The sequence below is a fragment of the Leifsonia naganoensis genome, from assembly GCF_013410615.1.
Lineage (GTDB): Bacteria > Actinomycetota > Actinomycetes > Actinomycetales > Microbacteriaceae > Leifsonia > Leifsonia aquatica.
Map to the genome: position 1 here is coordinate 87,684 of NZ_JACCHJ010000001.1, position 24,195 is coordinate 111,878.

Below are 24,195 nucleotides of genomic sequence, written 5' to 3' on the forward strand. Positions count from 1 at the left end.
CCGGGCAACCGGGGCGGATTCCCACCCGGCTCTTGGAGATCAGGAGCTAGCGTAGATGGCGAGCCTGAAAGCCGCACACCGCAGCGGCACAACTTCGAGACGAGGGGCGCCCACGATGGCCGACGAGCCGAACAAGGAGCCGGACGACGAGTTCCGGGACATGTTGCGCGAGTTCCTCTCCGGAGACTCGTCGATCGACCCGAGCCAGCTGGCCGGAGCCGCGGGTCTGCCGAACGACCCGGCGAGCATCCAGAAGCTGCTCGGACAGCTGCAGAACGCCCTGGCGAACCCCGGCGGCGGCATCAACTGGGACATCGCCGAGCAGCAGGCACGCACCCTGGCCGGCGAAGGCGCCCACGTGGTCACCCCGGCCGAACGGGCGACGCTCGACCAGGCCTTCAACGTGGCCGGTCTCTGGCTCGACCAGGCGACGTCCGTCGCCGGTCTCTCCGGCACGCCCGAGCTGATCGGCCGGGCGGAGTGGGCGCGGCAGACGATGCCCTTGTGGACGCAGCTGGCCGAGCCGGTCGCCCTCAGCATCTCGGACGCGCTGACCCGCGTGCTCGCCGAGCAGGCCCCGGAGGAGATGCAGGGCATGCTCCAGAACGCCGGGCAGCTCATGCGCTCGATCGGCGGCGCGCTGTTCGCCATGCAGCTCGGCCAGGTGGTCGGTCAGCTGGCCAAGGAGGTCGTCTCGGGCGGCGACATCGGCATCCCGCTGCTCGCCGACGGCACGGCCGCACTGATCCCCCAGAACGTCGCCGAGTTCGGTGCAGGACTGGACATCCCCGAGGACCAGGTGCAGCTCTACCTCGCGGTGCGGGAGCTCGCCCACGCGAGCCTGTTCCGTCACGCCAAGTGGCTGCGGCTCCAGCTGATCACGCAGATCACGGCATTCGCGAAGGGCATCACCATCGACACCGACCGGCTCGAGTCGCTCGCCGAGAGCTTCGATCCGGCCAACCCGGAGGAGCTGCGCGAGGCGATGGTGAGCGGCGCGCTCATCCCGCCGAAGACAGAAGAGCAGCAGGAGGCCCTCGCCCGTCTGGAGACCGTGCTCGCCCTCGTCGAGGGCTGGGTCGACGTCGTCACCGCGAGCGCGACCCGCCTCCTCCCCCGCGCCGACGCCATCGCCGAGACGGTGCGCCGTCGGCGGGCGTCCGGCGGTCCGGCCGAGTCGGCGTTCGCGACGCTCGTCGGCCTCGAGCTGCGCCCGCGACGACTGCGCGAGGCGGCGGCCATGTGGCAGGCCGTGACGGACGCGGTCGGCCAGGACGCACGCGACGGCCTCTGGTCGCACCCGGACCTCCTCCCCCAGGCGGCCGATCTCGACGACCCGTCGGCGTTGGTCGCGCGGCTCAGCGCGGCCGCCGCCGGCACCGAGCCGGAGCGGGACGAGCTCGATCAGGCGATCGAGGACCTCCTCCGCGATGACACGGAGCGCCCCACCGAGGACTGATCCACGGCGCCTCCGGCACGTCGTCTGGGGATGACGGCCGGAGCCCCGCGCCCCCTGTGGATAACGGCCGGAGATGGTCTCGCTGCGGGCAGGATGACGGGATGGTCCTCGCACTCGATCCCCGCATCCCCCGGGTCTGGCGCACGCCCGACACCCTCCAGTTCGGCGTCGATGCGCCGCGGCTGGTCCTGCATCCGGTGAGCGTGGCCGAGGAACGCATGATCACGGCTCTCGCCGACGGCGTCTCGGTCGCCGGGTTGCGCATGATCGCCAGACGGTCCCGCGCGGCACCCGATTCGGTCGACGCTCTCCTCGCGAAGGTGGCCTCCGTCCTGGAGCAGTCGCCGGTCGACCCGGCGCCCGCTCCGCTCGTCATCGTGGACGGCGAGGGACGGACGGCCGGGCGGATCGTCGGCCATCTGCGCGCGGAGGGCGTCGATGTGCGCAGCGGCCTCGCGTGGAGCGATCCGCTGGTCGAGTCGGCGACGCTCGCCGTGATCGTCGGTTCGTACGCGATCGAGCCGTCGCGGCACGGCCCGTGGTTGCGCCGCGACATCCAGCATCTCCCGGTCGTCTTCAGCGACGGCGGCGTCGACGTCGGCCCCCTCGTCCTGCCGGGCCGCGGAGCCTGCGTGCGCTGCGTCGACCTGCACCGCGCCGATGCCGACCCGGCGTGGCCCGCGATGGCTGCGCAATTGCACGGCCGCCCGCGGCCCGGCGAGACCGAGCTCGTCTCGGATGCGGTCGCCGCCCTGGTGGCCGCGCTGGTCGTCACCGCGGTGAACGCGCCCGACTCGCGCTGCGCTGTCGGGGGCAGCCGATTCGAGCCGGCGGCAGGCGGATGGATCCCGCGCGAGCATCTGCCGCATCCGGAATGCGGCTGCCTGGGCCTCCCCGTCACCCCTCGGGAGACGCCTCCTGCGTCGCCGCCACCCGAGCCGGACGCGCGGGCGGAGCCAGCTCCGCCAGGAAGCGGGACGGCTGGCGAGACACCGGCCGGCCGGGATTCGAGCCACGATGCGCCCAGCTGAGCCGCAGGCGCCGACGCGCGCGCGTGATGCCCACGTACAACAGACGGCGCTCCTCGTCGATCTGCTCGAACCCGGTCGCGTAACTGATCGGGACCAGCCCCTCGCTCAGCCCGATGAGGTAGACCGACTCCCACTCGAGACCCTTTGCAGCGTGGAGGGTGGCGAGCGTGACCGCGGAGAGGGTGGGCTCGTGCTGACCGGCCTGACGCGCCAGCAGCTCGTCCGTGAAGCGGCGGAAGGTGGCGCCGGGCGGCATCTCGTCGACGAGGCCCATGATCGCGTTCAGCGATTCCCAGCGCTCCCGCACCGCACCGCGGCCGGCGGGAGGCTGGACCGACCACCCCAGGGTGCGCAGCACGTCGCTGACCGACTTGAAGAGCGGCTCGTCGGTCGCCGCGACGCTCGCCGCCCGCAGCGTCATGATCGCCTGGCGCACCTCCGGGAGATCGAAGAACCGCTTCGACCCGCGGATCTGGTAGCTGATGCCGAGGTCTCCGAGCGCCTGCTCGAGAACGGCGGCCTGCACATTGACGCGATACAGGATGGCGATGCTCTCGGGACGCGCACCGGCCGCGAGCTCGGCCGCGATCTGCTCGGCCACGGCGCGCGCCTCGGCGCGGTCGTCGGCGAAGGCCGCCGGCTGCGCGACATCCGCCGTGTCGCGAGCCGGGTCCGCGGAGCGCTGCGTCGCCGCGGCGTGCAGGGTGAGCGCTCCGGAACGGCCACGCATGAGCCGGTTCGCCGTGGCGATCACGCCGGGCGTCGAGCGATAGTTCTGCTCCAGGCGCACCACCGTCGCGCCCGGGTGCTCCCGCTCGAAGCCGAGGAGGTACTCGCTGCGTGCGCCCGCGAAGGAGTAGATGGTCTGGCTGGCGTCGCCGACGACGCAGAGATCGCGCCGGCTGCCGAGCCAGAGCCCCAGCAACTGATGCTGCAGCGGCGAGACGTCCTGATACTCGTCCACGACGAAATAGCGGTACTGCTCGCGCACCTGCATCGCGACGGACGGCTCCATCTCGATCATCCCGGCGCAGACCAGCAGCACGTCCTCGAAGTCGATCTGCTTGCGCTCGTCCTTGAGCTCCTCGTAGGTCCGGTGCAGGTCGATGAGCTGCTCGGCCGAGAGAGTGCCCGGGAGCGGGCGCGTCGCGAGCGCGGCCGCGTACTGGTCGAGCGTGAGGCCGGAGACCTTGCGCCACTCGATCTCGGCGGCGATGTCGCGGAGCATCGCGGTGTCGACGCGCAGGGAGAGCTTCTCCGCCGCGTGGCCGAGCACCCGACCCTTGCCGTCGAGCACGCTCGGGAGCTGGCCGCCGGTGACCTGAGGCCAGAAGTAGTTGAGCTGCGCCAGGGCAGCAGCGTGGAACGTCCGGGCAGCGACGCCTCCAGCGCCGAGCTGGCGCAGACGGCCCCGGAGCTCGGCGGCCGAGCGGTTGGTGAACGTGAGCGCCATCACGCGGTTGGGCGTGAACGCTCCAGAGGCCACCCCGTACGCGATCCGGTGCGTGATCGCGCGGGTCTTGCCCGTGCCCGCACCCGCGAGGATGCACACGGGGCCGAACAAGGCCTCCGCCGCCACCCGCTGCTGGGCGTCGAGCCCGGCGAGCAGGGCCGCCGGAGTGGCCGGTCCCTCGGTCACGGCACCGCCGGGGGCTCGTCGAGGGACCCTCCGTACCAGTCCTCGATGAGGGCACGGGCGATCGACGACCGGCCGGGCAGGATGACCTGTTCGCGGGCCGCCCACAACTCGACGCGGCTGAACCAGCGCAGGTCGAGGATCTCCTCGCCGTCCGGGGCGAGCGCGGACGCTGCCTGATCATCGGCGAGCCGCGCCGTCATCCCGACCATCACCGAGGCGGGGAACGGCCACGGCTGGGAGCCCTTGTACTGCGCGTCGACCACGCGGATGCCGGCCTCCTCGAAGATCTCGCGCTCGACGGCGGACTCGAAGGACTCCCCCGGCTCGACGAAGCCCGCCAGGAGCGAGAACCGGGTGTTCTCCCACATGGCGTTCGAGCCGAGCAGGAGGCGGTCGTCGGCGTCGAGCACGGTGACGATGACCGCGGGATCGGTGCGCGGGAACACTTCCGAACCGTCCTCGAAGCAGTGCCGCACCCAGCCGGCCTGCTGCACGACCGTCGGCGTCCCGCAGCGCGGGCAGTGGGTGTGGGAGGCGTGCCAGTTCGCGATGGCGAGTGCCTCGGTGAAGAGTCCGGCGTCCCGATCGCTGAGAGCCGTGGCCACCGTGCGCAGATTGCCCCAGCGCGCCTCATCGGGCTCCAGCTCCCGAGCGGCCGCGTCCGTCAGCACCTCCAGCACCACGGCGGTGCCCGCCGGCTCGGTGGGCGTGGCGACGAGGGTCCGGCCCAGGTAGACGCGCACCAGTGCAGACGTGACGCGCTCGACCGGAAGGAGGTCGAGAGCGGCTGCGCCCGCATCCGGCGCGCTCCAGCCGTCCCCGGACGGCGTCGCGGCCGGGATGTTCTCGGGCGTCAGAAGCGCCCGGCCCTTCCACAGGGCGAGGACGCGCGTGCCCGGCTCCTCCCACAGCTCGTCGAACAGCGCAGGACGCGACCGGGCGGCGTGATCGCGGTCGACGGCGTGACGGGAGAGCGGCAGGTCGCGCAGCGAGGCGGAGAGGGGTGCGGACGACATCGAGAACCTTTCAAGGCGTGGCGATCAGAGCCCACGCACGGATGTCCATTTAGCCTAGGAACCATGGCCAGATCCCACCTCACTCTAGCCGCGCTGGCCGCTTCGGCCGTGCCCGACCTCGTCGTCTCCGGCGCCCGCAGCTACTCCCGGGACGGCGCAGGCGAGTTCGATGCCGCGCTGCTCGACGAGCGCGACGGCCGCGTCTGCATCGTCCGCGTCCCGCTCTCCCAGTCCGCCGAATCGGAGCAGAGCGCCGACCTCGTGGCCCTGCGCGCGCTGACCGCGGGAATCCGCAGCCGGCTGCCCTTCGACGTCCCGCAGTACCTCGGGCAGGCACCCGTGGGCGGCACCCGCGCCCTGGTCTACGACTTCCTCCCCGGCGAGCACGTCACGGTCGAGGAGGTGCCGCCGGGAGACGGCCTCGCCGGCTCGATCGGTCACGCCATCGCCGCCATCCACACCCTCCCGACCAGCTTCGTCGGCGAAGCGGGACTCCCCGTGCTCTCGGCCGCCGACTCGCTCGGCTCAGCCACCTCCCTCATCGAGGCCTCCGCCGCCACCGGCCTGCTGCCGACCGCGCTCCGTGACCGCTGGCGCGACGCCACGGCGGACCACTCGCTCTGGCAGTTCCAGCCGACCGTGATCAACGGCGCCCTCACCGCCGACTCGTTCCTCGTGGACGGCGACTCGGTGACCGCGGTCCTGGGCTGGTCGGCGCTCCGCGTCGGCGACCCGGCACGCGACCTGCACTGGCTGCTCGCCATGAACCCCGAGGCGACCGACGGCGCGCTCACGGCCTACGCCTCCGCCCGTCAGGTCGCGACGGATCGGCAGTTCACGCAGCGCGCCATGCTGTACGCCGAGCTCGAGGTCGCACGCTGGCTGCTGCACGGCCGCGAGGTGCGCGACCAGGACATCGTCGACGACGCGGTGACCATGCTCGACGGGCTGGTGGATCGGGTGCACAGCAACGCGGTCAACCCGCTCTCGAACGCGACCGGCCCGATCATGGCGATCGGCGACGTCGAGGCGATGCTCGACCGCACCCCCGGCGACCGAGCGGAGGGCTACGGCCGTTCGGGCGGGATGAAGCCGGTGGCAGAGGACCAGAGCGAACGCAGCTCCTCCTCCTCGTAGAGCCGTTCCGGCCGGACCACCTGGTCGTCCGCGACGAAGTAGAAGACGGCGTCGATGAGCGCCGGATCGACGCCCGAGTACCGGGCGAACGCGAGCCGGTAGAGCGCCAGCTGCAGCTGCTTGCGCTCGAGGTCCTCGGCGTCCCGTGGCGCCTTTCCGGTCTTCCAGTCGACGATCTGGTACTCGTGCATCCCGTCATCGCTGCGGTAGACGGCGTCCAGCTTGCACACCACCACCTGCCCGGCGAGGGTCACGTGGATCTCGAGTTCGACCTCCTCGGGGCGCCTCCCCGCCCACGTGCTCGCGGCGAACGTCGCCTGGAGCTCGGCGAGCCGGTCGGCCTCCAGCAGCTCGCCCGCCGGATCGTCGAGCTCGGTCGCGGCGGCGTCGAGTTCGTCCGCCCCGCCCGCGGGTGCGCCGAACCGCTCCTCCACCCACCGGTGGAAGAGCGTGCCGAGGCGCGTCTGCCGGTACGGCCGCTCGGGCATCGGCCGACGCAGCGTCGCCGCCACGGTCTCGGGGTCGGAGATGTAGTCCTTGAAGCGCGAGGCCGGGATGCGGGCGGGCAGCTCGACGAGACCGGCGTCCTGTGCGCGCCGGGCGCGTTCGGCGAGCAGCAGGTCGAGGTCCCGCGCGTAGACGCCGCCCGCCGATGCACCGCGTTCGCGGCGCTCGCGCACCGCCTCCGCCGCGGCCTGCACCCGGTCGCGGCGCGTCCCGAGCGGGTCGAGCGGCCAGGTGAGGGTCTGCGCGGTCAGGGAGAGCGGGTTCTCGTCGGGCTCGTCGCAGTCCGGGAAGGAGTCCTCGGGCAGGAGGCCGGCGGCCTGGAGTTCGAGCAGGTAGGTGCCGGGGCCCCGCGGCCGGGTCTGGGTCGACCAGTACGAGCCGGTGAGGAGGAGACGCTTGCGCGCCCGGGTGACGGCGACGTAGATGAGCCTCCGCTGCTCCTCCAGGTGACGACGCAGGTTCTCCGCCTCGAACGCGTCGATGGACTCGTCGATCTGCTTCTGGTCCTCGGCGTTCCGCCAGGCGAGCACGGGCAGCTCCGCGGAATCGCCGCGGAACTCGTTCGGCAGTTGACCGAACGCGAGCCAGCCTTTGCGGCTCTGCGGCGGCCCGGGCAGCTCGCCGTCCACCAGGCGCGGGACGGCGACGACGTCCCACTCGAGTCCCTTGGCGCCGTGGATGGTCAGGATCTGGACGGTGCCGGGCTCCGGGTCCTCGCTGCGCGGTGCCAGGTTGTCGCGCTGCTCGGCCTCGGCGAGCCAGGCCAGGAACGAGCCGAGCGTCGCCCGATCGTCCGCGGCGAGGTACGAGGCGACCTGCTCGGCGAAGGCGTCGAGGCTCGCCTGGCCCAGCTGCGCCGACTCGTTCGCGGCGACCTCGACGTCGAGCAGGAGCTCCTGCTGCACGAGGGTGACCAGATCGAGGAGGTCCAGGCCGACACGCGATCGCAGCCGGTCGAGCAGGCGGCCGGCGTCGCGCATCCGCTCCAGCCCGACCGCGCTGATGTCCTCGAGCTTCGTATGGCCCTCCGGCGCCTCCACCACGAAGTCGAGGGCGTCGACGAGCGACGCCGACTCCTCCCCTGCGACGGATCGCCGCAGCCGGTCCCGCACCTCGGGGTCGAGCTCCTGGAACCGGTGGTCGCGCGTCGAGAGCCAGGACGCGACCCGGCGGAGCCCGGCGATGTCCTTCGGGCCGACCCGCCAGCGAGCACCGGTGAGGAGCCGGATGAGCTCGGACCCGGCCGTCGGGTCGTGCATCACGCGGAGGGCGCTCACGAGGTCGGCGATCGCCGGCTGCTCCAGCAGGCCGCCGAGGCCGAGCACGTGGTACGGGATGCCGCGGCGCGCGAGCGCCGCGGTGAAGACGTCGATCTTCTTGAGCGAGCGGCACAGCATCGCGGCGCTCGGCGGCACCCCATCGGCGTCGCGGTCCGCGATCCGCTCGCCCAGCCAGGCCGCGACCGACTCTGCCTCGTCCGCCACGGTCTGCCCGAACTCCGCCGTCAGCTCGCCGGCCACCGCACCGGGCCGAGGCTGCAGCAGCTCGACGTGCACCGGGGCCGCCGCCGAGAGCGGGGCGACCAGGGTGTTGGCCGCGTCGAGGACGCGGGTGGGGTTGCGCCAGCTCGTGCTCAACGCGTATTCGTCGGCGCCGCCGTGCTCGACGCCCGGCCGCTGCCCGGTGAAGTCGGCCGAGAACCGGCCGAGGTTCGCCGCGCTCGCACCGCGCCAGCCGTAGATGGACTGGTGCGGATCGCCGACGGCCATGACGGCCTGCCCGGCGAACAGGGTCGAGAGCAGCCGTGTCTGGACGACGGAGGTGTCCTGGTACTCGTCGAGGAGGACGACCCGGAAGCGGCGGCGGTAGTCGTCGACCACGGCGGGGAGCCGCTCCGCGATCGTCAGGGCGAGCGCCACCTGGTCGGAGTACTCCACGAATCCGCGGCGCCGCTTCTCGTCGGCGAACGCTTCGGCGAGCGTGAGCAGGGGCGGCAGGGAGCCGACGGCGGCGACCGCGGAACGGACGGAGGCATACACGTCCTTCACCCGCCCGTTGCCCGTCGGCAGCTCGACGATGCGCGAGAACCCCTCCACCATCCGCTCGACCTCGGCGGCGTCCGCGACGTTCTCGCTGAGCGCCCGGCTGAGCGACAGGACCGCACTGGTGACGGCGTCCACACCGCGCTCCAGGTCGACGAGACGCTCGTCGGTGCTACCGACCACGAGTCGGCGGGCGAGCTGCCAGGCCGACGCCTCGCTCAGCACGGCGGACTCGGGCTCTCGCCCGATCAGCAGCGCGTTCTCCCGGAAGATCGCGTTCGCGAACGCGTTGTAGGTCGCCACCTCGGGCGCCTCGAACGGGTCGAACGCGATGTCGGTCAGGCCCGAGGCGACGAGCTGCTCGATCCGGGTGCGGATACGCGCGGCGAGCTCGCCCGCCGCTTTGCGGGTGAAGGTGAGGCCGAGGATCTCGGGGACGCGGGCGTGGCCGTTGGCGAGCAGCCAGACCACGCGGTTCGCCATCGTCTCGGTCTTGCCGCTGCCCGCCCCGGCGACCACGATGGCGGGACGCACGGGCGCCTCGATCACGGCCTGCTGCTGGAGGGTCGGCTCCGGCAGGCCGAGCGCGCGGGCGATCTCCACGGCGCTTATCGGGCGCACCGCACGCTGCTCGCGCTCGGCCCCGGCCGCCGGCTCGTCGAGGGTCAGGGCCTGCTCGACCAGGTCGAGGTCGGCCTCCGCGGCGGCCCACTCCAGCACGTTCTCGTCGTTCACGCCCGTCCCTCCGTCGTCGCGCCGCCGGTCATGCGCTCACCGCCGGCACCAGGTGGATGCGGTACTCGTACTTCGCGTGCGGGTCGCGGTCGCCGAGGTCGACGACCCCGGCGAACGTCGCCGCCGCCATGCCTGTCGCCGCGTCGGCGACCCGCTGCTTGAGACGCTCCAGACCCTCGGGATCGACCCGGTCCTGCGCGACCTCCCGGTACCCCTTGCCGCGCACGCCCTTGGCGACGAACAGCAGTTTCGCCCCGCCCGACGGCAGCCCGTCCGCGACCTCGATGGCGCCGTGCTCCAGAGCGAGCTGGTAGGCCCCGAGCTGCGCGTGCTCGGCGGCCTCCGCCGCGGTCGGCGTGCGGTTGCCTGTCTTGAGGTCGACGATCACGACGGTGCCGTCGGCCGTGCGCTCCACGCGGTCGATCGTGCCGCGCACCAGCGCCCGGCCGATCCGCAACTCGAATTCGCCCTCCGAGCCGAGGAGCGCGCCGCCGGCGCGCTCGAAGTCCCGCAGGTACTCGGAGACGCCGTTGGCGAGCGTGCGGGTGCGCCGCCGCTCCTTCTCCTCCAGCCACGGGGACTCGAAGCTGAGCTCGCTCCAGCGCCGCTCGATTCCGCCCCACAACCGCTCGACGCTCAGGTCGCGGTCCTCACTCGTGCTCGCCTCCTCCATGACGGCGTGCACCACCGTGCCGATGCCGGCTGCGAGGCCGCTCGGCGACGAGGCCATCGCGTCGACGAACCAGGCCAGCGGCGACTTCTCGAACGTCTCGAGTCGCGACGGCGACACCCGCACGACGGCCTCCTCGTCGCCGAGGTCGACGAGCGGATCGGTCGTCGACGGCTCGATGAGGCCGTACCAATCGGCGGGGTCGGCTCCTTCGACGTCGGCATCCGCCAGTCGCGCGAGCGCCTCGGCGGCGTCGGCCGAGCCGGTGGTCGCGAGCCGGCGGCGCAGCCGGCCGACCATTCCGCGCAGCGACAGCGGGTGGATGCCCTCGTCGCGGTCGTCGACCGCCAGCTCGCCAGGCAGGCGGAGGAACGGGGACGGCTGCTCGTCGTCGTTGGCGGTGGCGGTGAGGATGACCTGGCCGCGGGCACGGGAGACCGCCAGGGCGAACATACGCAACTCGTCGCCGAGGACTTGGGCGCGCTGGTCCTCCGTGGCGGTCTCGCGCCCGTCGAGGGCGTCGGCGAGTTCCTGGGGGCGCAGCAGGGAGCCGCGCAACCGGAGGTTCGGCCAGACGCTCTCCTGCAGACCGGAGACGGCCACGACCTCGAACTCGCGACCCACCGTCGCGCTCGGGGTGCAGACCAGCACGGCCGGACCGGCGGTCTGGGCGGCGAGGGTGTCCTCCGGGACCTCGGCGCCCAGCAGCTCGACGACGAAGTCGGCGGCCGGACGCTCGGGGTACCGCTCGACGAACCGCCGGGCGGCCGTGAACAGGGCGACGACGCCGTCCAGGTGCCGGTTGGCCTCGTCGGCCACGATCCCGCTCCGCTCAGACTGCTCGAGCCAGCGCCCGGCGAGGCCGCTGCGCTCCCAGGTGTGCCAGAGGAGCTCCTCGATCGTCGCGCCGGAGGCGGCCTTCTCGCGGCCCGCGCGCAGCGTCTCGGCAAGCCGGCCGGCGCGGCGGGCCGGCGACGCGTCGATGGTGGCGAGGTGCGCCGGGTCGGCGAGCGCCTCCACCAGGAGGTCGTCACCGGACCGGTTGCCGTCGCCGGCGAGCTCCTCCTGACGGAGGGCGAGGCGCAACCGTCGCAGGCTGACGGCGTCGAGCCCGCCGAAGGGGCCGAGGAGCAGTTCGGTGACGACCGCGGGGGTCGGATCGACAGCTCCCACCTCGACGCCGGCGACGGTGATGAGCTGGCGGGCGGCGTAGTCGTCGCGGAGGGCGCGCCCCGCGATGCTCGTCTTGGTCGGAACCTCCGCGACCGCCAGCGCACGCGCCAGGCCGGGCACGTGCGCCCCGGAGCGCACGACGACCGCCATCTCGTCCCACGAGACCCCGTCGAGCAGGTGGCGCTCGCGCAACCGGCGGGCGAGGCGCGCCGCTTCGGCCGGCGCCGACGCGGCCAGGATGCGCAGCACCTCCGGGGGTGCGTCGTCGTCGGGCTGCGTCCGGTCCTTCGCGCCGGAATCGACGGGAGCCGGACGCGCGGACGCGGCCAGACGCTGGACACCGGCGGCCGCCGTGCCGATGCGCTCCGTCACACGCACGGTGAGCTCGCGCAGCGCCGGGGTCTGCCGATGAGCCGCACCGAGCACGAACCGTTCGACCGGAACGCCGAGGCGCGACCCGAGCTGCCCGATGGCACCCGTCTCCGCGCCACGGAAGGTGGTGGAGGCGACGTCCGGGTCGCCGAAGGCGATGACGGCGACGCCGCGCTCGGCGAGCGCCCGCAGGAGGGCGACGGTGGCGACCGTCGCCTCCTGCAGGTCGTCAACGAACACCGCGCGCAGCCGGTCGAGCGCGCTGCCCTCGCGGACCACGGCGACCGCGGACGCGATGAGCTCGGCCGAGTCCACGAAGCCGCCGCGGTAGCTGTCGACGACGGCCTGGTACTCCGCGAGGAACCGGGCGGCGGCCCTCCACTCGTCGTGCCCGGTGATCGCCCCGAGCTCCGAGAGCCGCGACGTCGACACTCCGTGCTCCGCGCATCGCGCCATGAGCTCGCGCAGCTCGGTGCGGAATCCGCGGAGCGACCGGACCTCCTCGACCAGCGGCTCCGGCCACACGGGTCCGGTGCCGTCCTCGACGTGGCCTGCGAGCAGCTCCGCGATGATCTGGTCCTGCTCGCCACCGGTCAGGAGCCGCGGGGGCTCCTCCCCCAGGCGACGGGACCGCGCTCCGACGAGCTGGAAGGCGAGGGAGGTTGCGGTGCGCGCGAGCGGACCGTTCGTCGGCACGCCGAGCCGCAGCGCGATCCGGTCGCGGAGCGCCGTGGCGGACGAACGGGAGGCGCTGAGCGCGAGGACCTCGTCGGTCCCGTAGCCGCGGCCGAGCACACGATCGGCGAGCGCCTCGACCAGCGTCGTCGTCTTGCCGGTGCCCGGAGCCCCGAGAACGGCCGCGGACGCGCCGTCCGCCAGGCGCAGCACGGCGGACTGTGTCTCGTCGAGGACGGGGTCGCCGCTCGCCCTGCGCCGGTCGGCGCGCGGGCGGAAACCTCGGGTCGTCATGTCCTTCACGGTATCGGCGTCCGCCGACAGAGAACGTGACCCGGCGCCGCGAGCCGTGTGCCGTAGTCTGAACTCACATCGGGCGGTCGGTTTCGAGACGGCCCGGACACACCGGAAAGGCACGTCGTGGAGATCCGCATCGGAATCGTCAACGCCCCCCGCGAGCTGGGATTCGAGTCGGCGCAGTCGCCCGACGAGATCGCCCAGCAGGTGGAGACCGCCGTCAACGACGGCACCGGCGTCCTGCGCATCACCGACGACAAGGGCCGCATCTACGTGGTGCCGACCGCGGGCATCGCCTACGTGGAGATCGGCGCCGAGGAGTCGCGCCGCATCGGCTTCGTCGGCTAGATTCCCGTCGTGGAACTCCTCTTCGTCGCTCTCGGCGGAGCCGTGCTCGGACTCGGCGCCCGCTACCTGCTCCCCGGCCGTCACACGCACGGCGCCGTCCTCATCCCCGCCCTCGGCGTGATCGCCGCGAGCGCCCTCTGGGTCGCGCTCACCTGGGCCGGGCTGAAGTGGAACGGCGGCTGGATCTGGTGGATCACGCTGCTCGGCACGGCCGCGATCGTCGCCGTGGTCGACCTCGTGATCGGCCGTGTGCGCGCCGATCACGACGAGAAGCTGCTGCACACGCTGGCGAAGGGCGCCGTCGCGCGCTGACCCGCTCCGGCGGCGCACCGCACGGGCGGTGAGGCTCAGGCGGTGAGGCCCAGCGCGTCCATGCGGCGCGTGTGCGCGGCGATCAGCTCGGTGAAGATCGGCTCGATCCGCTCGTCGTCGGTCGCACGATTGCCCGAGAGGTGCAGGGCCGACCGTGCCACGAGGAGGGTGTCGCCGACCAGGCGCCGCCCCCACATGGCCAGTCGCGAGGGCAGCTGCGGGTCGGCCTCGATCTCGGCGCGCAGCACCTCCAGCACACCCTCCTGACCCGAATCCGAGCCCAGGAGCTGCGCGACGCGCGGACCGATGTCGCCCGGGAGCCCGGCCGCCAGCCGGATGAAGAAGTCGTCGAGCAGTCCGCCCGTCACGAGGGCGGAGAGCAGCGTCTCGCGCCAGTCCGAGCCCACGATGAGCGCGCTGAAGCCCTCGATCTCATCGGCGAACGGCTTCATGACCTCGCCGGGGTCGTCGCCGCGGCGGCGGATCTCCGCCACGATCCCCTGGTGCTTCGACAGGGCGTTCCCGGCCGCGGCCGCCACCAGTTCCTTCCCGCGCAGCGAACCGCATTCGGCCGCGACGCGCGACAGGGTCTGGAACTGCTCCAGCTGCAGGTACGCCGCCTGGCCGAGATACGGCAGCAGATCGGGCATGACCTCGTGGAGGTCGACCCGCACGGCCGGCGCGCGATCGGCGCGAGGGGCGAGACGGGGCAGCTCGACCGTAGAGCGTCGGCGCGTGAACCAGGTTGACACGTACAGCAGTGTAACGGGGTCGTCCAGTAGGCTTGTCGTGTCCGTCGGCGTTGGATCGACGGCTCCTACGCCTGCGACACGAACAGGGCGTAGACCTTACGCAACGAACGACAGGCATACCTTTTGACTTTCTCCGAACTCAACATCGACCAGGACATGGTGGACGCCCTCGCCGCGAAGGGCATCGTCGAACCGTTCCCCATCCAGGCGCAGACCATCCCCCTCGCGCTCAGCGGCCAGGACATCATCGGCCAGGCCAAGACGGGCACCGGCAAGACCTTCGGCTTCGGCCTCCCGATCATCCAGCGCATCGGCATCGACCCCGCCCCCGGCGTGAAGGTGCTGGTCGTCGTCCCCACCCGCGAGCTGTGCGTGCAGGTCGCCGAGGACCTCGAGCTCGCCACCTCCAACCGCTCCACCTCGGTCGTCAGCATCTACGGCGGTAAGGCCTACGAAGGTCAGGTCGAGCAGCTCAAGGCCGGCGCCCAGATCGTCGTCGGCACCCCCGGCCGTCTGCTCGACCTCGCCGGTCAGCGCCTCCTCGACCTCAAGCAGGTGCAGGAGGTCGTGCTCGACGAGGCCGACAAGATGCTCGACCTCGGCTTCCTCGCCGACATCGAGAAGATCTTCCAGCAGGTCCCCGCGACGCGCCACACGATGCTCTTCTCGGCGACGATGCCGGGCCCGATCGTCGCCCTCGCGCGCCGCTTCATGACGCGTCCGGTGCACATCCGCGCGACGGACCCGGACGAGGGTCTGACCCAGGCCAACATCAAGCACGTGGTCTACCGCGCGCACTCGCTCGACAAGGACGAGGTCATCGGCCGCATCCTGCAGTCCGAGGGCCGCGGCAAGACCGTCGTCTTCACCCGCACCAAGCGCGCCGCGGCGAAGCTGGTCGAAGAGCTGAACGACCGCGGCTTCAACGCCGCCGCCGTGCACGGCGACCTGAACCAGGAGCAGCGCGAGCGCGCGATGGCCGCGTTCAAGGCCGGCAAGAAGGACATCCTGATCGCCACCGACGTGGCCGCCCGCGGCATCGACGTCAACGACGTCACCCACGTGATCAACCACACGGTCCCGGACGACCACGACACCTACCTGCACCGCGCCGGCCGCACCGGCCGCGCGGGCAAGACCGGCATCGCGGTCACCTTCGTCGACTGGGACGACCTGCACAAGTGGGCGCTCATCAACCGCGCGCTCGAGATGGGCCAGCCGGAGCCGGTCGAGACCTACTCGTCGAGCCCGCACCTCTACGAGGACCTCAACATCCCCGCCGGCTCCAAGGGCCGCCTGAAGGCCACGCCGGTCGTCAAGACCGAGGGCTCGCGCTCCGGCGGTTCCCGCTCCGAGGGCTCCCGTTCCGGCGGAGCCGCCCGCGACGGTGAGCGTACCGGGGGCAACCGCAGCCGCCGCCGCACCCGCGGCGGCGAGGGCTCGGCCGAGGCGACCACCGCCGACGCCGGCGCCACGGCGAGCACCGCGACGGCCACCGCCGAGGGCGGCGACCAGAACGTCGCGACCGGCACCCACGACGGGGGCGGCTCGCAGCACCGCGACGGCAACAGCGCACCGCGTCGCCGTCGCCGCCGTTCGCGGGGCGGAGCGTCGAGCGCTCCCAGCACTCCCCCCGCGAACTGAGCTCCGACTCGCAGTGAAGGCGGCGGCCCCGACGGGGTCGCCGCCTTCTGCGTCAGTACCTGTTCCGCGTCAGTACCAGTTGTGCCCGAGGTGGAACGACCAGGCGGCGCACGGGCTGCCGTAGCGGCCCGAGATGTAGCTGAGACCCCAGTTGATCTGCGTGTCGGCGTTGGTCATCCAGTCGCCGCCCGCGCTCGCCATCTTGCTCCCGGGGAGTGCTTGCGGGATGCCGTAGGCGCCGCTCGACCGGTTGTAGGCGTCGGCGCGCCAGCTCGACTCCTTGGTCCAGAGCTTGATCAAGCAGCTCATCTGCTCGCCTCCCCAGCCGTAGGCGGGCAGCCTGCTGGCCGCGTAGGCCTGGGCCGCGGCGGGGTCCACGACCACGCCGGGAGGCGGTGCCGAGCTGTCGGCCCCGCCGCCCGAACCGCCGCCGCTGCTTCCACCACCGCCGCCGCCGCCGGAGCTGGCCGACTGTTCGGCAGCTTTGCGGGCGGCCTCGCCCTCCGCGTACTGCCGCTCGACCGAGGCCTGGGTGTTCTTGAGCGAGGCGAGCTGCGCGTACAGCGTGTCCGCGCGAGTCTGCTGATCGGCAACAGCGGCGTCGGCCGCGGCTTTCGCGGAGGCGGCGGTGTCGTACGCCTTCTTCGCATCGGCATCGCGCTGCTGCCGGACGGTCTGCGCCGCTGCGGCCTGCGCGCTGAGCGAGGACGCCAGGTTCTTCTGCGACGTGGCCTGCTGGAGGAGCGCATTGGATCGTTCGGCGAGCTTGGACACAGCGCCGAGCTGGTAGAGCAGGGAGTCGGCCGTCGCGGTGCTGTCACTGAGGAACAGCCGAACGGAGACGTCCGAGCCACCGCCCCGGCTGAGCTGGGCCGCGAGAGTGCCGCTCTGCCTGCGCAGCGTGTCGGCCGCCGACGTCGCGGTCGCGGCCTGGGAGGCGAGGTCCGTCGCCTTCTGAGCTGCCGCCTGTAGGGCGGCTTGGGCGGCCCCGAGCTCGGCGGCCCGCTGGATGGCGGCGTCGGCCGCCGTGTTCGCACTGCTCTGCAGCCCGGCGAGCAGGCCGTTGATGCGGTCGACCTGCGCCTGCGCGGACGAGGCGTTCGCCTTGGCCGCGGCGACCTCGTCCCAGCTCGGATAGGCCGTCTCGGCCGCTGCGGGACCCGCCACCTCGGCGGTCACGAGACCCGCGACCAGCACGGCGACCGCCGCCGACCGCGTCAACACCCGTCTCACCGCACACCCTCCCGGCTCGCCCCTGTGCCTCCAGGCTATGCGACCCGCCGGCCCAGCGTCGACCCGGGCCGCTGCGGCTCAGTACCAGTTGGGGTCGTGGCTCATCTCGAAGTTCCAGGCGGCGCAGGGCGATCCGTAGGCCCGGTTGATGTAATCCAGCCCCCAGTTCACCTGGGTGTTCTGATTCGTCATCCAGTCGGCCCCGGCCGACGCCATCTTGCTGCCCGGCCACGACTGCGGGATGCCGTAGGCACCGCTCGACGAGTTGTACGCGTCCGCGCGCCAGCCCGACTCATGGTTCCACAGCTTGATCAGGCACCCCATCTGATCCTGGCCCCAGCCGTAGGCGGCCAGGCGGCTCGACGCATACGCCTGCGCGGCGGCCGGGTCGACGACCATTCCCGGCGGCGGCGCGAAGCCGTCGGAGCCGCCCCCGGGATTCGCGGCGGCCTCCGCGGCAGCCTTCGCCGCCTCCCCCGCCGCATAGCTCTGCTCGACCGAGGCCTCGGTGTTCTTCAGCGTCGCGAGCTGGGAGTAGAGGGTGTTCGCGTGCGACTTCTGGTCGGCGAGCTCGGCCTCGGCCGCCGCCTCGGCATCCTTGGCGGTCTGGTACGCCTTCTTGGCGTCGGCATCGAGCTTCGTGCGCACGGTCTCCGCCGCCGCGGCCTGGGTGCTGAGCGCGGCGGCGACGTTCTTCTGCTGGTCGGCCGCGGCGAGGAGCGCCGTGGAGCGCTGGGTGAGCTTGGACACCGCGCCGAGTTCGTAGAGCAGCGACTTCTGGTGAGTGGTGCTGCTGCCGAGGAAGAGGCGGAGGGTGACGTTGGAACCGCCGGCGCGCACCAGCTGCGAGGCGAGGGTGCCGCTCTGCTTGCGCAGGGTGTCGGCCTGGGCCGTCGCGGCCGTCGCCTGCGCCGACAGGTCGTCCGCCTTCTGCGTGGCCGCTTGCAGCGCCGTCTCGGCCGCGCCGTACTCCCCGGCCCGCTTGATGGCCAGGTCGCCGGCCGCGTTGGCCGCGGTCTGCAGCCCGGCGAGCAGCGCGTTGATGCGGTCCACCTCGGCCTGGGCGGCCGTGGCGTTGGCCTTCGCGGCCTGCACGTCGTCCCACGAGGGGTAGGACGTGTCGGCGGCGGCCGGTGCCGCTCCTCCCGCCAGCACGAGCGCGCCGATCAGCGCCGTCGCCGCAGCAGAAGCCGTCCACATCCGTCTCACCCGAGCACCTCGCCTTTCCGTCCCCCGCGGTCCAGGCTAAGCGCACCTGGTCACGGAGCGTAGAAGGGCGCCGCGCCTGTCGCTTCTTCGATCATCCGGTCGAGGACCGCAGGATCGGTGGTGTTCTCCCCCAGCCGGTTCGGTTTGCCCGCCCCGTGGTAGTCGCTGGAGCCGGTGAGGGCGAGGCCGTAGCGGGCGGCCAGCTCGCGCAGGCGCGCCTTGCCGTCCTCGGTGTTCTCGCGATGATCGACCTCGAAGCCGAACAGCCCGGCGTCGACGAGCCGGCGGAGGCGGTCCTCCGGGATCACCCGGCCGCGGCCTCCCGTCGCGGGATGCGCGAGCACCGGGATGCCCCCGGCCTCCCGGATCAACCGCACGCCCGTCAGCGGTTCGGGCGCGTAGTGCGGCTGGAAGTACCCGCTGCGCCAGTGCAGGATGCCCGCGAAGGCCGCGCTGCGGTCGACGGCGAGTCCGCGGGCGACGAGGGCATCGGCGATATGGGGACGGCCGACCGTGGCGCCCTCGGTGGCCTGGGCCATCACGTCGGCCCAGGTGATGTCGTAGTCCTCGCCGATGCGGCGCACCATGTCCTCCGCGCGCCGCATCCGGCCGTCGCGGATGCGCTGCGTCTCGGCGACGAGGGCAGGGTTCGTCGGGTCGAAGAGGTAGCCGAGCATGTGGACGCTGGCGAACTCGATCCGTGTGCTCAGCTCCATGCCCGGGATGACGGTGATCCCGGCCTCGGCGCCCGCGACGGCCGCCTCCGCCCAGCCCGCGGTGGAGTCGTGGTCGGTGAGGGCGACCGTGCCGAGACCGGCGCGGGCCGCGGCGTGCACGAGCTCCGCAGGGGTCTCCGTCCCGTCCGACACGCTCGAGTGCGTGTGGAGGTCGACGGGACCGCGGAACCGTCGCTCATCAGCCATGCACTCCATCCTAGGAGTGGGAGAATGGTCGCCATGTCGTCCCAGCAGTCCACTCCGTCCCCCGCCGAGACCGAAGAGGCCCCGCGCGCCACCGCGAACCGCTCGACCACCCCGGGCTCCGCCGCCTTTAAGGATTTCATCGGCAGCGGCTGGGCGGAACGGCCGGAGGTGCTCCCCGGCGCTCGCGAGCAGGCCGCCTTCGCTGCCCGCCGCCGCGAGCGCGTGTCGGAGCTCTTCCGCGGTCAGCGCGTCATCATCCCGGCCGGCCGCCTCAAGCAGCGCTCCAACGACACCGACTACGCCTTCCGCGCCCACTCCGCGTTCACCCACCTCACCGGGTGGGGCTCCGACTCGGAGCCCGGCAGCGTGCTGGTGCTGGAGCCCACCGCATCCGGCCACGAGGCCACCCTGTACTTCCGGGAGCGCGCCGGACGCGACTCCGACGAGTTCTACGCGAACCCCGAGATCGGGGAGTTCTGGATCGGCCCGCGCCCCTCGCTCGGGCAGGTCGCGAGCGACCTCGACCTCCCGACGCGCGGGATCGCCGACGTCGCCGCCGTGCTCGACGCCGTCGACGACCGGACGGTGGTCCTGCGTGAGGCCGACCCCGACCTCACCGACCGTGTCGACACCGCGCGCCTCGTGCTCGCGGAGGACGCCGACCCGGAGGACCACACCGAAGACGACCGGCTGGCCCGCGAGCTCTCCGAGCTGCGGCTCGTCAAGGACGACTACGAGATCGGTGAGCTGCGCGCCGCCGTCGCCGCCACCGCGCGCGGCTTCGACGACGTGATCGCCGACCTCCCCCGCATCGTCGCGCACCCGCGCGGCGAGCGCCTCGTCGAGGGCGTCTTCAACGGGCGCGCGCGGGCGGACGGCAACGCGGTCGGGTACGACACGATCGCGGCGAGCGGGCCGCACGCCTGCATCCTGCACTGGACGCGCAACGACGGTCCGGTGGTCCCCGGCGACCTCATCCTGCTCGACGCGGGCGTGGAGCTGGACAGCTACTACACGGCGGACATCACGCGGACGCTGCCGGTCGGCGGCACGTTCACCGAGACCCAGCGCCTGGTCTACGAGACGGTGCGGGAGGCCGCGGACGCCGCGTTCGCCATCGTCCGCCCCGGGATCCGCTTCCGCGAGATCCACGCGACCGCGATGGGCGTCATCGCCCGCCGCACCGCGGAGTGGGGGCTCCTCCCCGTCAGCGCGGACGAGGCCCTGGAGCCCGAGAACCAGCAGCACCGCCGCTACATGGTGCACGGCACGAGCCACCACCTGGGACTCGACGTGCACGACTGCGCGCAGGCGCGGCGCGAGCTGTACATGGACGGCGTTCTGGAACCGGGCATGACCTTCACGATCGAGCCCGGGCTGTACTTCCAGCCCGACGACCTGACCGTTCCCGAGCGGTTCCGCGGGATCGGCGTGCGGATCGAGGACAACATCCTCGTCACCGCCGACGGCGCCGAGAACCTGTCGCTCGCCATCCCGCGCACCGCGGACGACGTCGAGGAGTGGATGGGCCGGCTCGGCGCACGCTGAGCCGGCCGCTCCGCTCGTTCTGACGCCCGGGACTCGGGCGCCCGGGCGTCAGAAGATCCGCAGGCCGATCTCCGCTGGGGCAGCGAGCAGCGACTCGATCTCGTCGTCGAGCCGGACCAGGGTGATCGAGGCGCCGGCCATGTCGAGCGACGTGCAGTACTCGCCGACATAGCTGCGGCCGACCGTGATGCCCTTGGCCGCGAGCGACTCGTGGGCGTGGCCGTAGGCGATGTAGAGCTCGCTGATCGGTGTGCCGCCGAGGCCGTTCACCATGAGGGCGACGCGGTCGCCGCGCTCGAAGGGCAGATCGGCCACGACGGGCTCGAGCAGTTCGTCCACGAGGGCGTCCGACGGTTCGATCTTCGCGCGGCGGCGTCCCGGCTCGCCGTGGATGCCCACGCCGATCTCGATCTCGTCGTCGCCCAGCTCGAACAGCGGCGAGCCCTTGGCCGGCGGGGTGCACGCGGTGAGCGCGAGACCCATCGTGCGCGTCACGGAATTGACCTTCTCGCCGATCCGGACGACCTCGTCGAGGTCGGCCCCCGCCTCGCTCGCCGCGCCGACCGCCTTCATGACGAAGAAGTTGCCCGCGACACCGCGCCGGCCGACCGTGTAGGTGGAGTCCTGGACGGAGACGTCGTCGTCGATGAACAGCGTCCTGACCGTCACGCCGTCGGCGAGGCTCATCTCCTGGGCCATGTCGAACGCCATCCGGTCGCCGGTGTAGTTGTTGACCAGCAGCAGCACGCCCTTCGGCGACGCCAGCAGCTTGGTCGTCTCGTAGACGTAGTCCATCGGCGGAGCGGCGAACACGTCCCCGGGGCAGGCGCCGTCGAGCATCCCGCGGCCGACGGTCAGCACGTGGGCGGGCTCGTGCCCGGAGCCGGAGCCCTGGATGATCGAGACCTTGCCGTCGTTCGGGGCGTCGGCGCGCATGATCAGGTTGTACTCCGGCACGTAGCGGAGCGTGTCGGGGTTGGCGAGGGCGATGCCCTTGAGCATGTCGGGGACGTACTTCTGCGGGTCGTTGACGAACTTCTTCATGGCGCTCTCCAGTTCGGGTGTTCGGGTTCGGATGGGTTCAGGATTCGCGGGGCCGGTCCGACCAGGCCGGGGCGAGCCGCTCGAGGATGACGGCGACCGCGACGGCGCCGGGGTCGGGCGAGCCGATGCTGCGCTCGCCCGTGTACGCGGCCCGGCCGCGCTTGGCCTGCATGGTGACGGTGGCGTCGGCGGCGGTGCGGGCCGACTCGGCGGCGACGGCGACGATCTCGTCGCTGCTCCCGCCCGCGGCGAGCCTGGCCTCGATCGCATCGGTCATCGGGACGAGTGCGTCGAGCAGGGTCTTGTCGCCCACGTCGGCGTTCCCGCGGGCCTTGATCCCGTCGATCGCCGCGTGGAGCATCGCGACCACGTCGTCGCCGGTCAGCGTGTCCTTGCCCTTGGCGATCGTTGCGGCCCGGAGGAACGCGGTCCCCCAGATCGGCCCCGACGTCCCGCCGATGCGGCTCGTGATGGCGACCGCGATCTTCTGCAGGAAGGTGCCGATGTCGGCGCGGTCGTAGGAGTCCCAGTCGGCGAGCACGATCTCGAAACCGCGCGCGAGCGAGAAGCCGAAGTCGCCGTCGCCCACGACCGAGTCGAGGTCACCGAACTCCCGCTCGTTGTCGACCGCCGTCTGCGCGATCGTGCGGACGACGAACTCCGTGTCGTCGAAGCTCTGGGTCATGGCTGCTCCTTCGGGATATGTCGGGTTCGGGTATGCCGGTCAGGGGCGCGGCCGCGCGAGCACGGCGGCGAGGTCGTCGAGGGTCACCAGCTGCTGCGGGACGACGCCGGCCGGCGCGGCGATCACCTCGGCCGGCTCTTCCGGATCGCCGAGCGAGCTCACCACGAGCGACGCGCCGGAGAAGTCCTCGTCGACCGTGTAGGCGCTGACGGTGACGACGACCCGCAGTCCCGCGTCGACCGCCGCGCGCACGCCGTTGCCGCTGTCCTCGATCACCACCGCCTCGTCCGCGGCGAGCCCGAGGCGGTCGAGCGCGAGCAGGTAGATGTCGGGCGCCGGCTTCTTGTGCGGGACGATGTCGCCCGCGAAGACGGCGAAGCCGCTCGCCAGCTCGTCACCGACCGCGTGCTCGAGCACGGCGCGGACCGAGGGCTCCGCCGAGGTGGAGGCGACGGCGAGCGTCCAGCCGGCCCCTCGCGCCGCCTCGACGATCCGGCGGATGCCCGGGCGGCCGGGCAGCGCGCCCGACGCGACCAGTTCCGTGTAGATGGCCGTCTTCCGCTTGTGCCACTGAGCCAAAAGGTCGCGCTGGCCGTCCGCATCGGACGGCAGACCGTTCGCGGCGACGAACTCCGGGGTCAGGATGCTCGCCATCCGCTCCTTGCCGCCGCCGATCAGCACCTTCTCGCGGTAGTCGTCGTCGCTCCACCGCACCGGCACGCCGAACTCGGCGAACGTGCGGTTGAACGCCGGCAGGTGCCCGTTGCGCTCGGTGTCGGCGAGCACGCCGTCGCAGTCGAAGATCAGCGCCGGCACGTCGTCACCACGCCCGTCCCGCGCTGCCGAAGGTGGCCGCGAGCCCGGTGGTCAGGTCGACGATATGCCCGCGCACGTCGCGGAAGAGCGACGGCGGATCCCATTTGTCGGCCTCCTCCGCCCCCTTGAGGAAGGCGAGGCTCGACCGCATGAACTCGATCTTGAGCGCCGTCGAGATGTTGACCTTGGCGCAGCCGCGCGCGATGAGATCGCGGAACTGCTCGTCGGTCATCCCGCTGCCGCCGTGCAGGGCGATCGGCACCCCCGTCCGCTCCACCAGGTCGGTCACGCGCTGGAAGTCGAGCGCGGGGGTCGCGGAGTAGACGCCGTGCGCGTTGCCGATCGACGGCGCGAACACGTCGACCCCGGTCTCCTCGATGAAGGCGACCGCCGTCTCCAGGGTCTGCCGCTGCGGCTCGGTGTCGGCGCCGATGCCGTCCTCGACCCCCTTGATCGCCTCGATCTCCCCCTCGACGTGGGCGCCGTGCCGACGGGCCTCGGCGACCACCTCGACGGTCTGCCGCTGGTTCTCCTCGACGGTCAGCGTGGAGGCGTCGAAGAGCACCGAGTTCCAGCCGCGGTCGAGGCACTCGGTGATGACGGCGCGCTCCGGGCAGTGGTCGAGGTGGAGCGTGACCGGCACCTCGATGCCGGCGGTCATCGCCTCCCACATCGCGAAGAGCACGTCGGAGCCGATCGACTTGACGGTCTTGACCGAGGTCTGCACGATCACCGGCGAGCGCGCCTCCACCGCTCCCGCCAGGACCGCCTCCAGCGTCAGATCGTTGACGATGTTGATGGCGGGGACGCCGTAGCGCTCCGCGAACGCCCGGTCGACGATCTCCTTCAGCGACACGACAGGCATGGGATCCTCCTCGTTCCACGCTCAGCGTAGGCAGCGGGCGCGGACGGGCGACACGGGGAGTTC

18 protein-coding genes are annotated in these 24,195 nt (G+C 72.4%); 6 read left to right on the forward strand and 12 right to left on the reverse strand.

Annotated elements, in window-relative coordinates; genetic code table 11:
* Positions 1 to 115 precede the first annotated feature (115 nt).
* Positions 116 to 1,459, forward strand: a complete 1,344-nt coding sequence (locus HNR14_RS00420) for a zinc-dependent metalloprotease (protein WP_179699333.1) — start codon at positions 116 to 118, stop codon at positions 1,457 to 1,459.
* An 897-nt stretch (positions 1,460 to 2,356) separates the two neighbouring features.
* On the opposite strand, the gene HNR14_RS00425 is transcribed toward HNR14_RS00420, so the two are convergent.
* On the reverse strand, positions 2,357 to 4,129 hold the full coding sequence (locus tag HNR14_RS00425; RefSeq protein WP_179699334.1) for a UvrD-helicase domain-containing protein: 1,773 nt from the start codon (positions 4,127 to 4,129) through the stop codon (positions 2,357 to 2,359).
* Positions 4,126 to 5,145, reverse strand: a complete 1,020-nt coding sequence (nudC, locus tag HNR14_RS00430) for an NAD(+) diphosphatase (RefSeq protein WP_179699335.1) — start codon at positions 5,143 to 5,145, stop codon at positions 4,126 to 4,128. Before nudC ends, HNR14_RS00425 begins: the two co-directional genes overlap by 4 nt.
* Positions 5,146 to 5,208: 63 nt before the next feature.
* Between nudC and HNR14_RS00435 the strand changes: the two genes are divergently transcribed.
* The gene (locus HNR14_RS00435) at positions 5,209 to 6,282 is read left to right on the forward strand and encodes a phosphotransferase (RefSeq protein ID WP_021758231.1); all 1,074 of its coding nucleotides are present in this window, start codon (positions 5,209 to 5,211) and stop codon (positions 6,280 to 6,282) included.
* On the opposite strand, the gene HNR14_RS00440 is transcribed toward HNR14_RS00435, so the two are convergent.
* Positions 6,213 to 9,566, reverse strand: coding sequence for an ATP-dependent helicase (locus HNR14_RS00440; protein ID WP_343064375.1), 3,354 nt, complete (start codon positions 9,564 to 9,566; stop codon positions 6,213 to 6,215). The two genes, HNR14_RS00435 and HNR14_RS00440, sit on opposite strands and share 70 nt — an antisense overlap.
* A gap of 28 nt (positions 9,567 to 9,594) precedes the next feature.
* Positions 9,595 to 12,750, reverse strand: a complete 3,156-nt coding sequence (locus tag HNR14_RS00445; RefSeq protein WP_179699336.1) for an ATP-dependent helicase — start codon at positions 12,748 to 12,750, stop codon at positions 9,595 to 9,597.
* Positions 12,751 to 12,876: 126 nt separating this feature from the next.
* Between HNR14_RS00445 and HNR14_RS00450 the strand changes: the two genes are divergently transcribed.
* Both HNR14_RS00450 and HNR14_RS00455 read left to right on the forward strand, forming a co-directional pair.
* A complete protein-coding gene (locus HNR14_RS00450; protein ID WP_179699337.1) occupies positions 12,877 to 13,101 on the forward strand; it encodes a DUF3107 family protein in 225 nt (74 codons plus the stop codon).
* A 9-nt stretch (positions 13,102 to 13,110) separates the two neighbouring features.
* Complete coding sequence (locus tag HNR14_RS00455) at positions 13,111 to 13,413, forward strand: hypothetical protein (protein ID WP_021764264.1); 303 nt, start codon at positions 13,111 to 13,113, stop codon at positions 13,411 to 13,413.
* 35 nt (positions 13,414 to 13,448) lie between these two features.
* Here HNR14_RS00455 and HNR14_RS00460 read toward each other — a convergent pair whose 3' ends face one another.
* Positions 13,449 to 14,165: a ferritin-like fold-containing protein gene (locus HNR14_RS00460; RefSeq protein ID WP_179699338.1), complete on the reverse strand. Its 717-nt coding sequence runs from the start codon at positions 14,163 to 14,165 to the stop codon at positions 13,449 to 13,451.
* Between the two features lie 123 nt (positions 14,166 to 14,288).
* On the opposite strand from HNR14_RS00460, the gene HNR14_RS00465 reads away from it, so the two are divergent.
* Positions 14,289 to 15,809 carry a DEAD/DEAH box helicase gene (locus HNR14_RS00465; protein WP_179699339.1) on the forward strand — a complete coding sequence of 507 codons (1,521 nt, stop codon included), beginning with the start codon at positions 14,289 to 14,291 and terminating at the stop codon, positions 15,807 to 15,809.
* A gap of 69 nt (positions 15,810 to 15,878) precedes the next feature.
* Here the strand turns inward: HNR14_RS00465 and HNR14_RS00470 are convergent, their stop codons facing one another.
* The 3 genes from HNR14_RS00470 to HNR14_RS00480 all read right to left on the reverse strand — a co-directional run bounded on the left by HNR14_RS00470 (position 15,879) and on the right by HNR14_RS00480 (position 19,174).
* The gene (locus HNR14_RS00470; protein ID WP_179699340.1) at positions 15,879 to 17,042 is read right to left on the reverse strand and encodes an aggregation-promoting factor C-terminal-like domain-containing protein; all 1,164 of its coding nucleotides are present in this window, start codon (positions 17,040 to 17,042) and stop codon (positions 15,879 to 15,881) included.
* Between the two features lie 78 nt (positions 17,043 to 17,120).
* Positions 17,121 to 18,242, reverse strand: coding sequence for an aggregation-promoting factor C-terminal-like domain-containing protein (locus HNR14_RS00475; protein WP_218874943.1), 1,122 nt, complete (start codon positions 18,240 to 18,242; stop codon positions 17,121 to 17,123).
* A 59-nt stretch (positions 18,243 to 18,301) separates the two neighbouring features.
* Entirely contained in the window at positions 18,302 to 19,174 is an 873-nt protein-coding gene (locus HNR14_RS00480) for a PHP domain-containing protein (protein ID WP_179699342.1), read from the reverse strand.
* 33 nt (positions 19,175 to 19,207) lie between these two features.
* Between HNR14_RS00480 and HNR14_RS00485 the strand changes: the two genes are divergently transcribed.
* The gene (locus tag HNR14_RS00485) at positions 19,208 to 20,722 is read left to right on the forward strand and encodes an aminopeptidase P family protein (protein ID WP_246311494.1); all 1,515 of its coding nucleotides are present in this window, start codon (positions 19,208 to 19,210) and stop codon (positions 20,720 to 20,722) included.
* 48 nt (positions 20,723 to 20,770) lie between these two features.
* Here HNR14_RS00485 and dhaK read toward each other — a convergent pair whose 3' ends face one another.
* From dhaK to HNR14_RS00505, 4 genes are read right to left on the reverse strand one after another with little or no spacing between them, the layout of a single operon-like run.
* Positions 20,771 to 21,766: a dihydroxyacetone kinase subunit DhaK gene (dhaK, locus tag HNR14_RS00490; RefSeq protein WP_021764066.1), complete on the reverse strand. Its 996-nt coding sequence runs from the start codon at positions 21,764 to 21,766 to the stop codon at positions 20,771 to 20,773.
* 37 nt (positions 21,767 to 21,803) lie between these two features.
* Positions 21,804 to 22,451 carry a dihydroxyacetone kinase subunit DhaL gene (gene dhaL / locus HNR14_RS00495; protein WP_179699344.1) on the reverse strand — a complete coding sequence of 216 codons (648 nt, stop codon included), beginning with the start codon at positions 22,449 to 22,451 and terminating at the stop codon, positions 21,804 to 21,806.
* A gap of 39 nt (positions 22,452 to 22,490) precedes the next feature.
* Entirely contained in the window at positions 22,491 to 23,267 is a 777-nt protein-coding gene (locus tag HNR14_RS00500) for an HAD-IA family hydrolase (RefSeq protein WP_179699345.1), read from the reverse strand.
* A 4-nt stretch (positions 23,268 to 23,271) separates the two neighbouring features.
* Positions 23,272 to 24,132 carry a class II fructose-bisphosphate aldolase gene (locus tag HNR14_RS00505; RefSeq protein WP_179699346.1) on the reverse strand — a complete coding sequence of 287 codons (861 nt, stop codon included), beginning with the start codon at positions 24,130 to 24,132 and terminating at the stop codon, positions 23,272 to 23,274.
* Between the last annotated feature and the right edge of the window lie 63 nt (positions 24,133 to 24,195).

Excerpts from the sequence above, each read along its gene's own strand:
- HNR14_RS00420 (WP_179699333.1), top strand. The coding sequence starts at position 116 with ATGGCCGACGAGCCGAACAAGGAGCCGGACGACGAGTTCCGGGACATG.
- nudC (WP_179699335.1), bottom strand. The coding sequence starts at position 5,145 with ATGTCGTCCGCACCCCTCTCCGCCTCGCTGCGCGACCTGCCGCTCTCC.
- HNR14_RS00435 (WP_021758231.1), top strand. The coding sequence starts at position 5,209 with ATGGCCAGATCCCACCTCACTCTAGCCGCGCTGGCCGCTTCGGCCGTG.
- HNR14_RS00445 (WP_179699336.1), bottom strand. The coding sequence starts at position 12,750 with ATGACGACCCGAGGTTTCCGCCCGCGCGCCGACCGGCGCAGGGCGAGC.
- HNR14_RS00475 (WP_218874943.1), bottom strand. The coding sequence starts at position 18,242 with ATGTGGACGGCTTCTGCTGCGGCGACGGCGCTGATCGGCGCGCTCGTG.
- HNR14_RS00480 (WP_179699342.1), bottom strand. The coding sequence starts at position 19,174 with ATGGCTGATGAGCGACGGTTCCGCGGTCCCGTCGACCTCCACACGCAC.
- HNR14_RS00485 (WP_246311494.1), top strand. The coding sequence starts at position 19,208 with ATGTCGTCCCAGCAGTCCACTCCGTCCCCCGCCGAGACCGAAGAGGCC.
- dhaK (WP_021764066.1), bottom strand. The coding sequence starts at position 21,766 with ATGAAGAAGTTCGTCAACGACCCGCAGAAGTACGTCCCCGACATGCTC.
- dhaL (WP_179699344.1), bottom strand. The coding sequence starts at position 22,451 with ATGACCCAGAGCTTCGACGACACGGAGTTCGTCGTCCGCACGATCGCG.
- HNR14_RS00505 (WP_179699346.1), bottom strand. The coding sequence starts at position 24,132 with ATGCCTGTCGTGTCGCTGAAGGAGATCGTCGACCGGGCGTTCGCGGAG.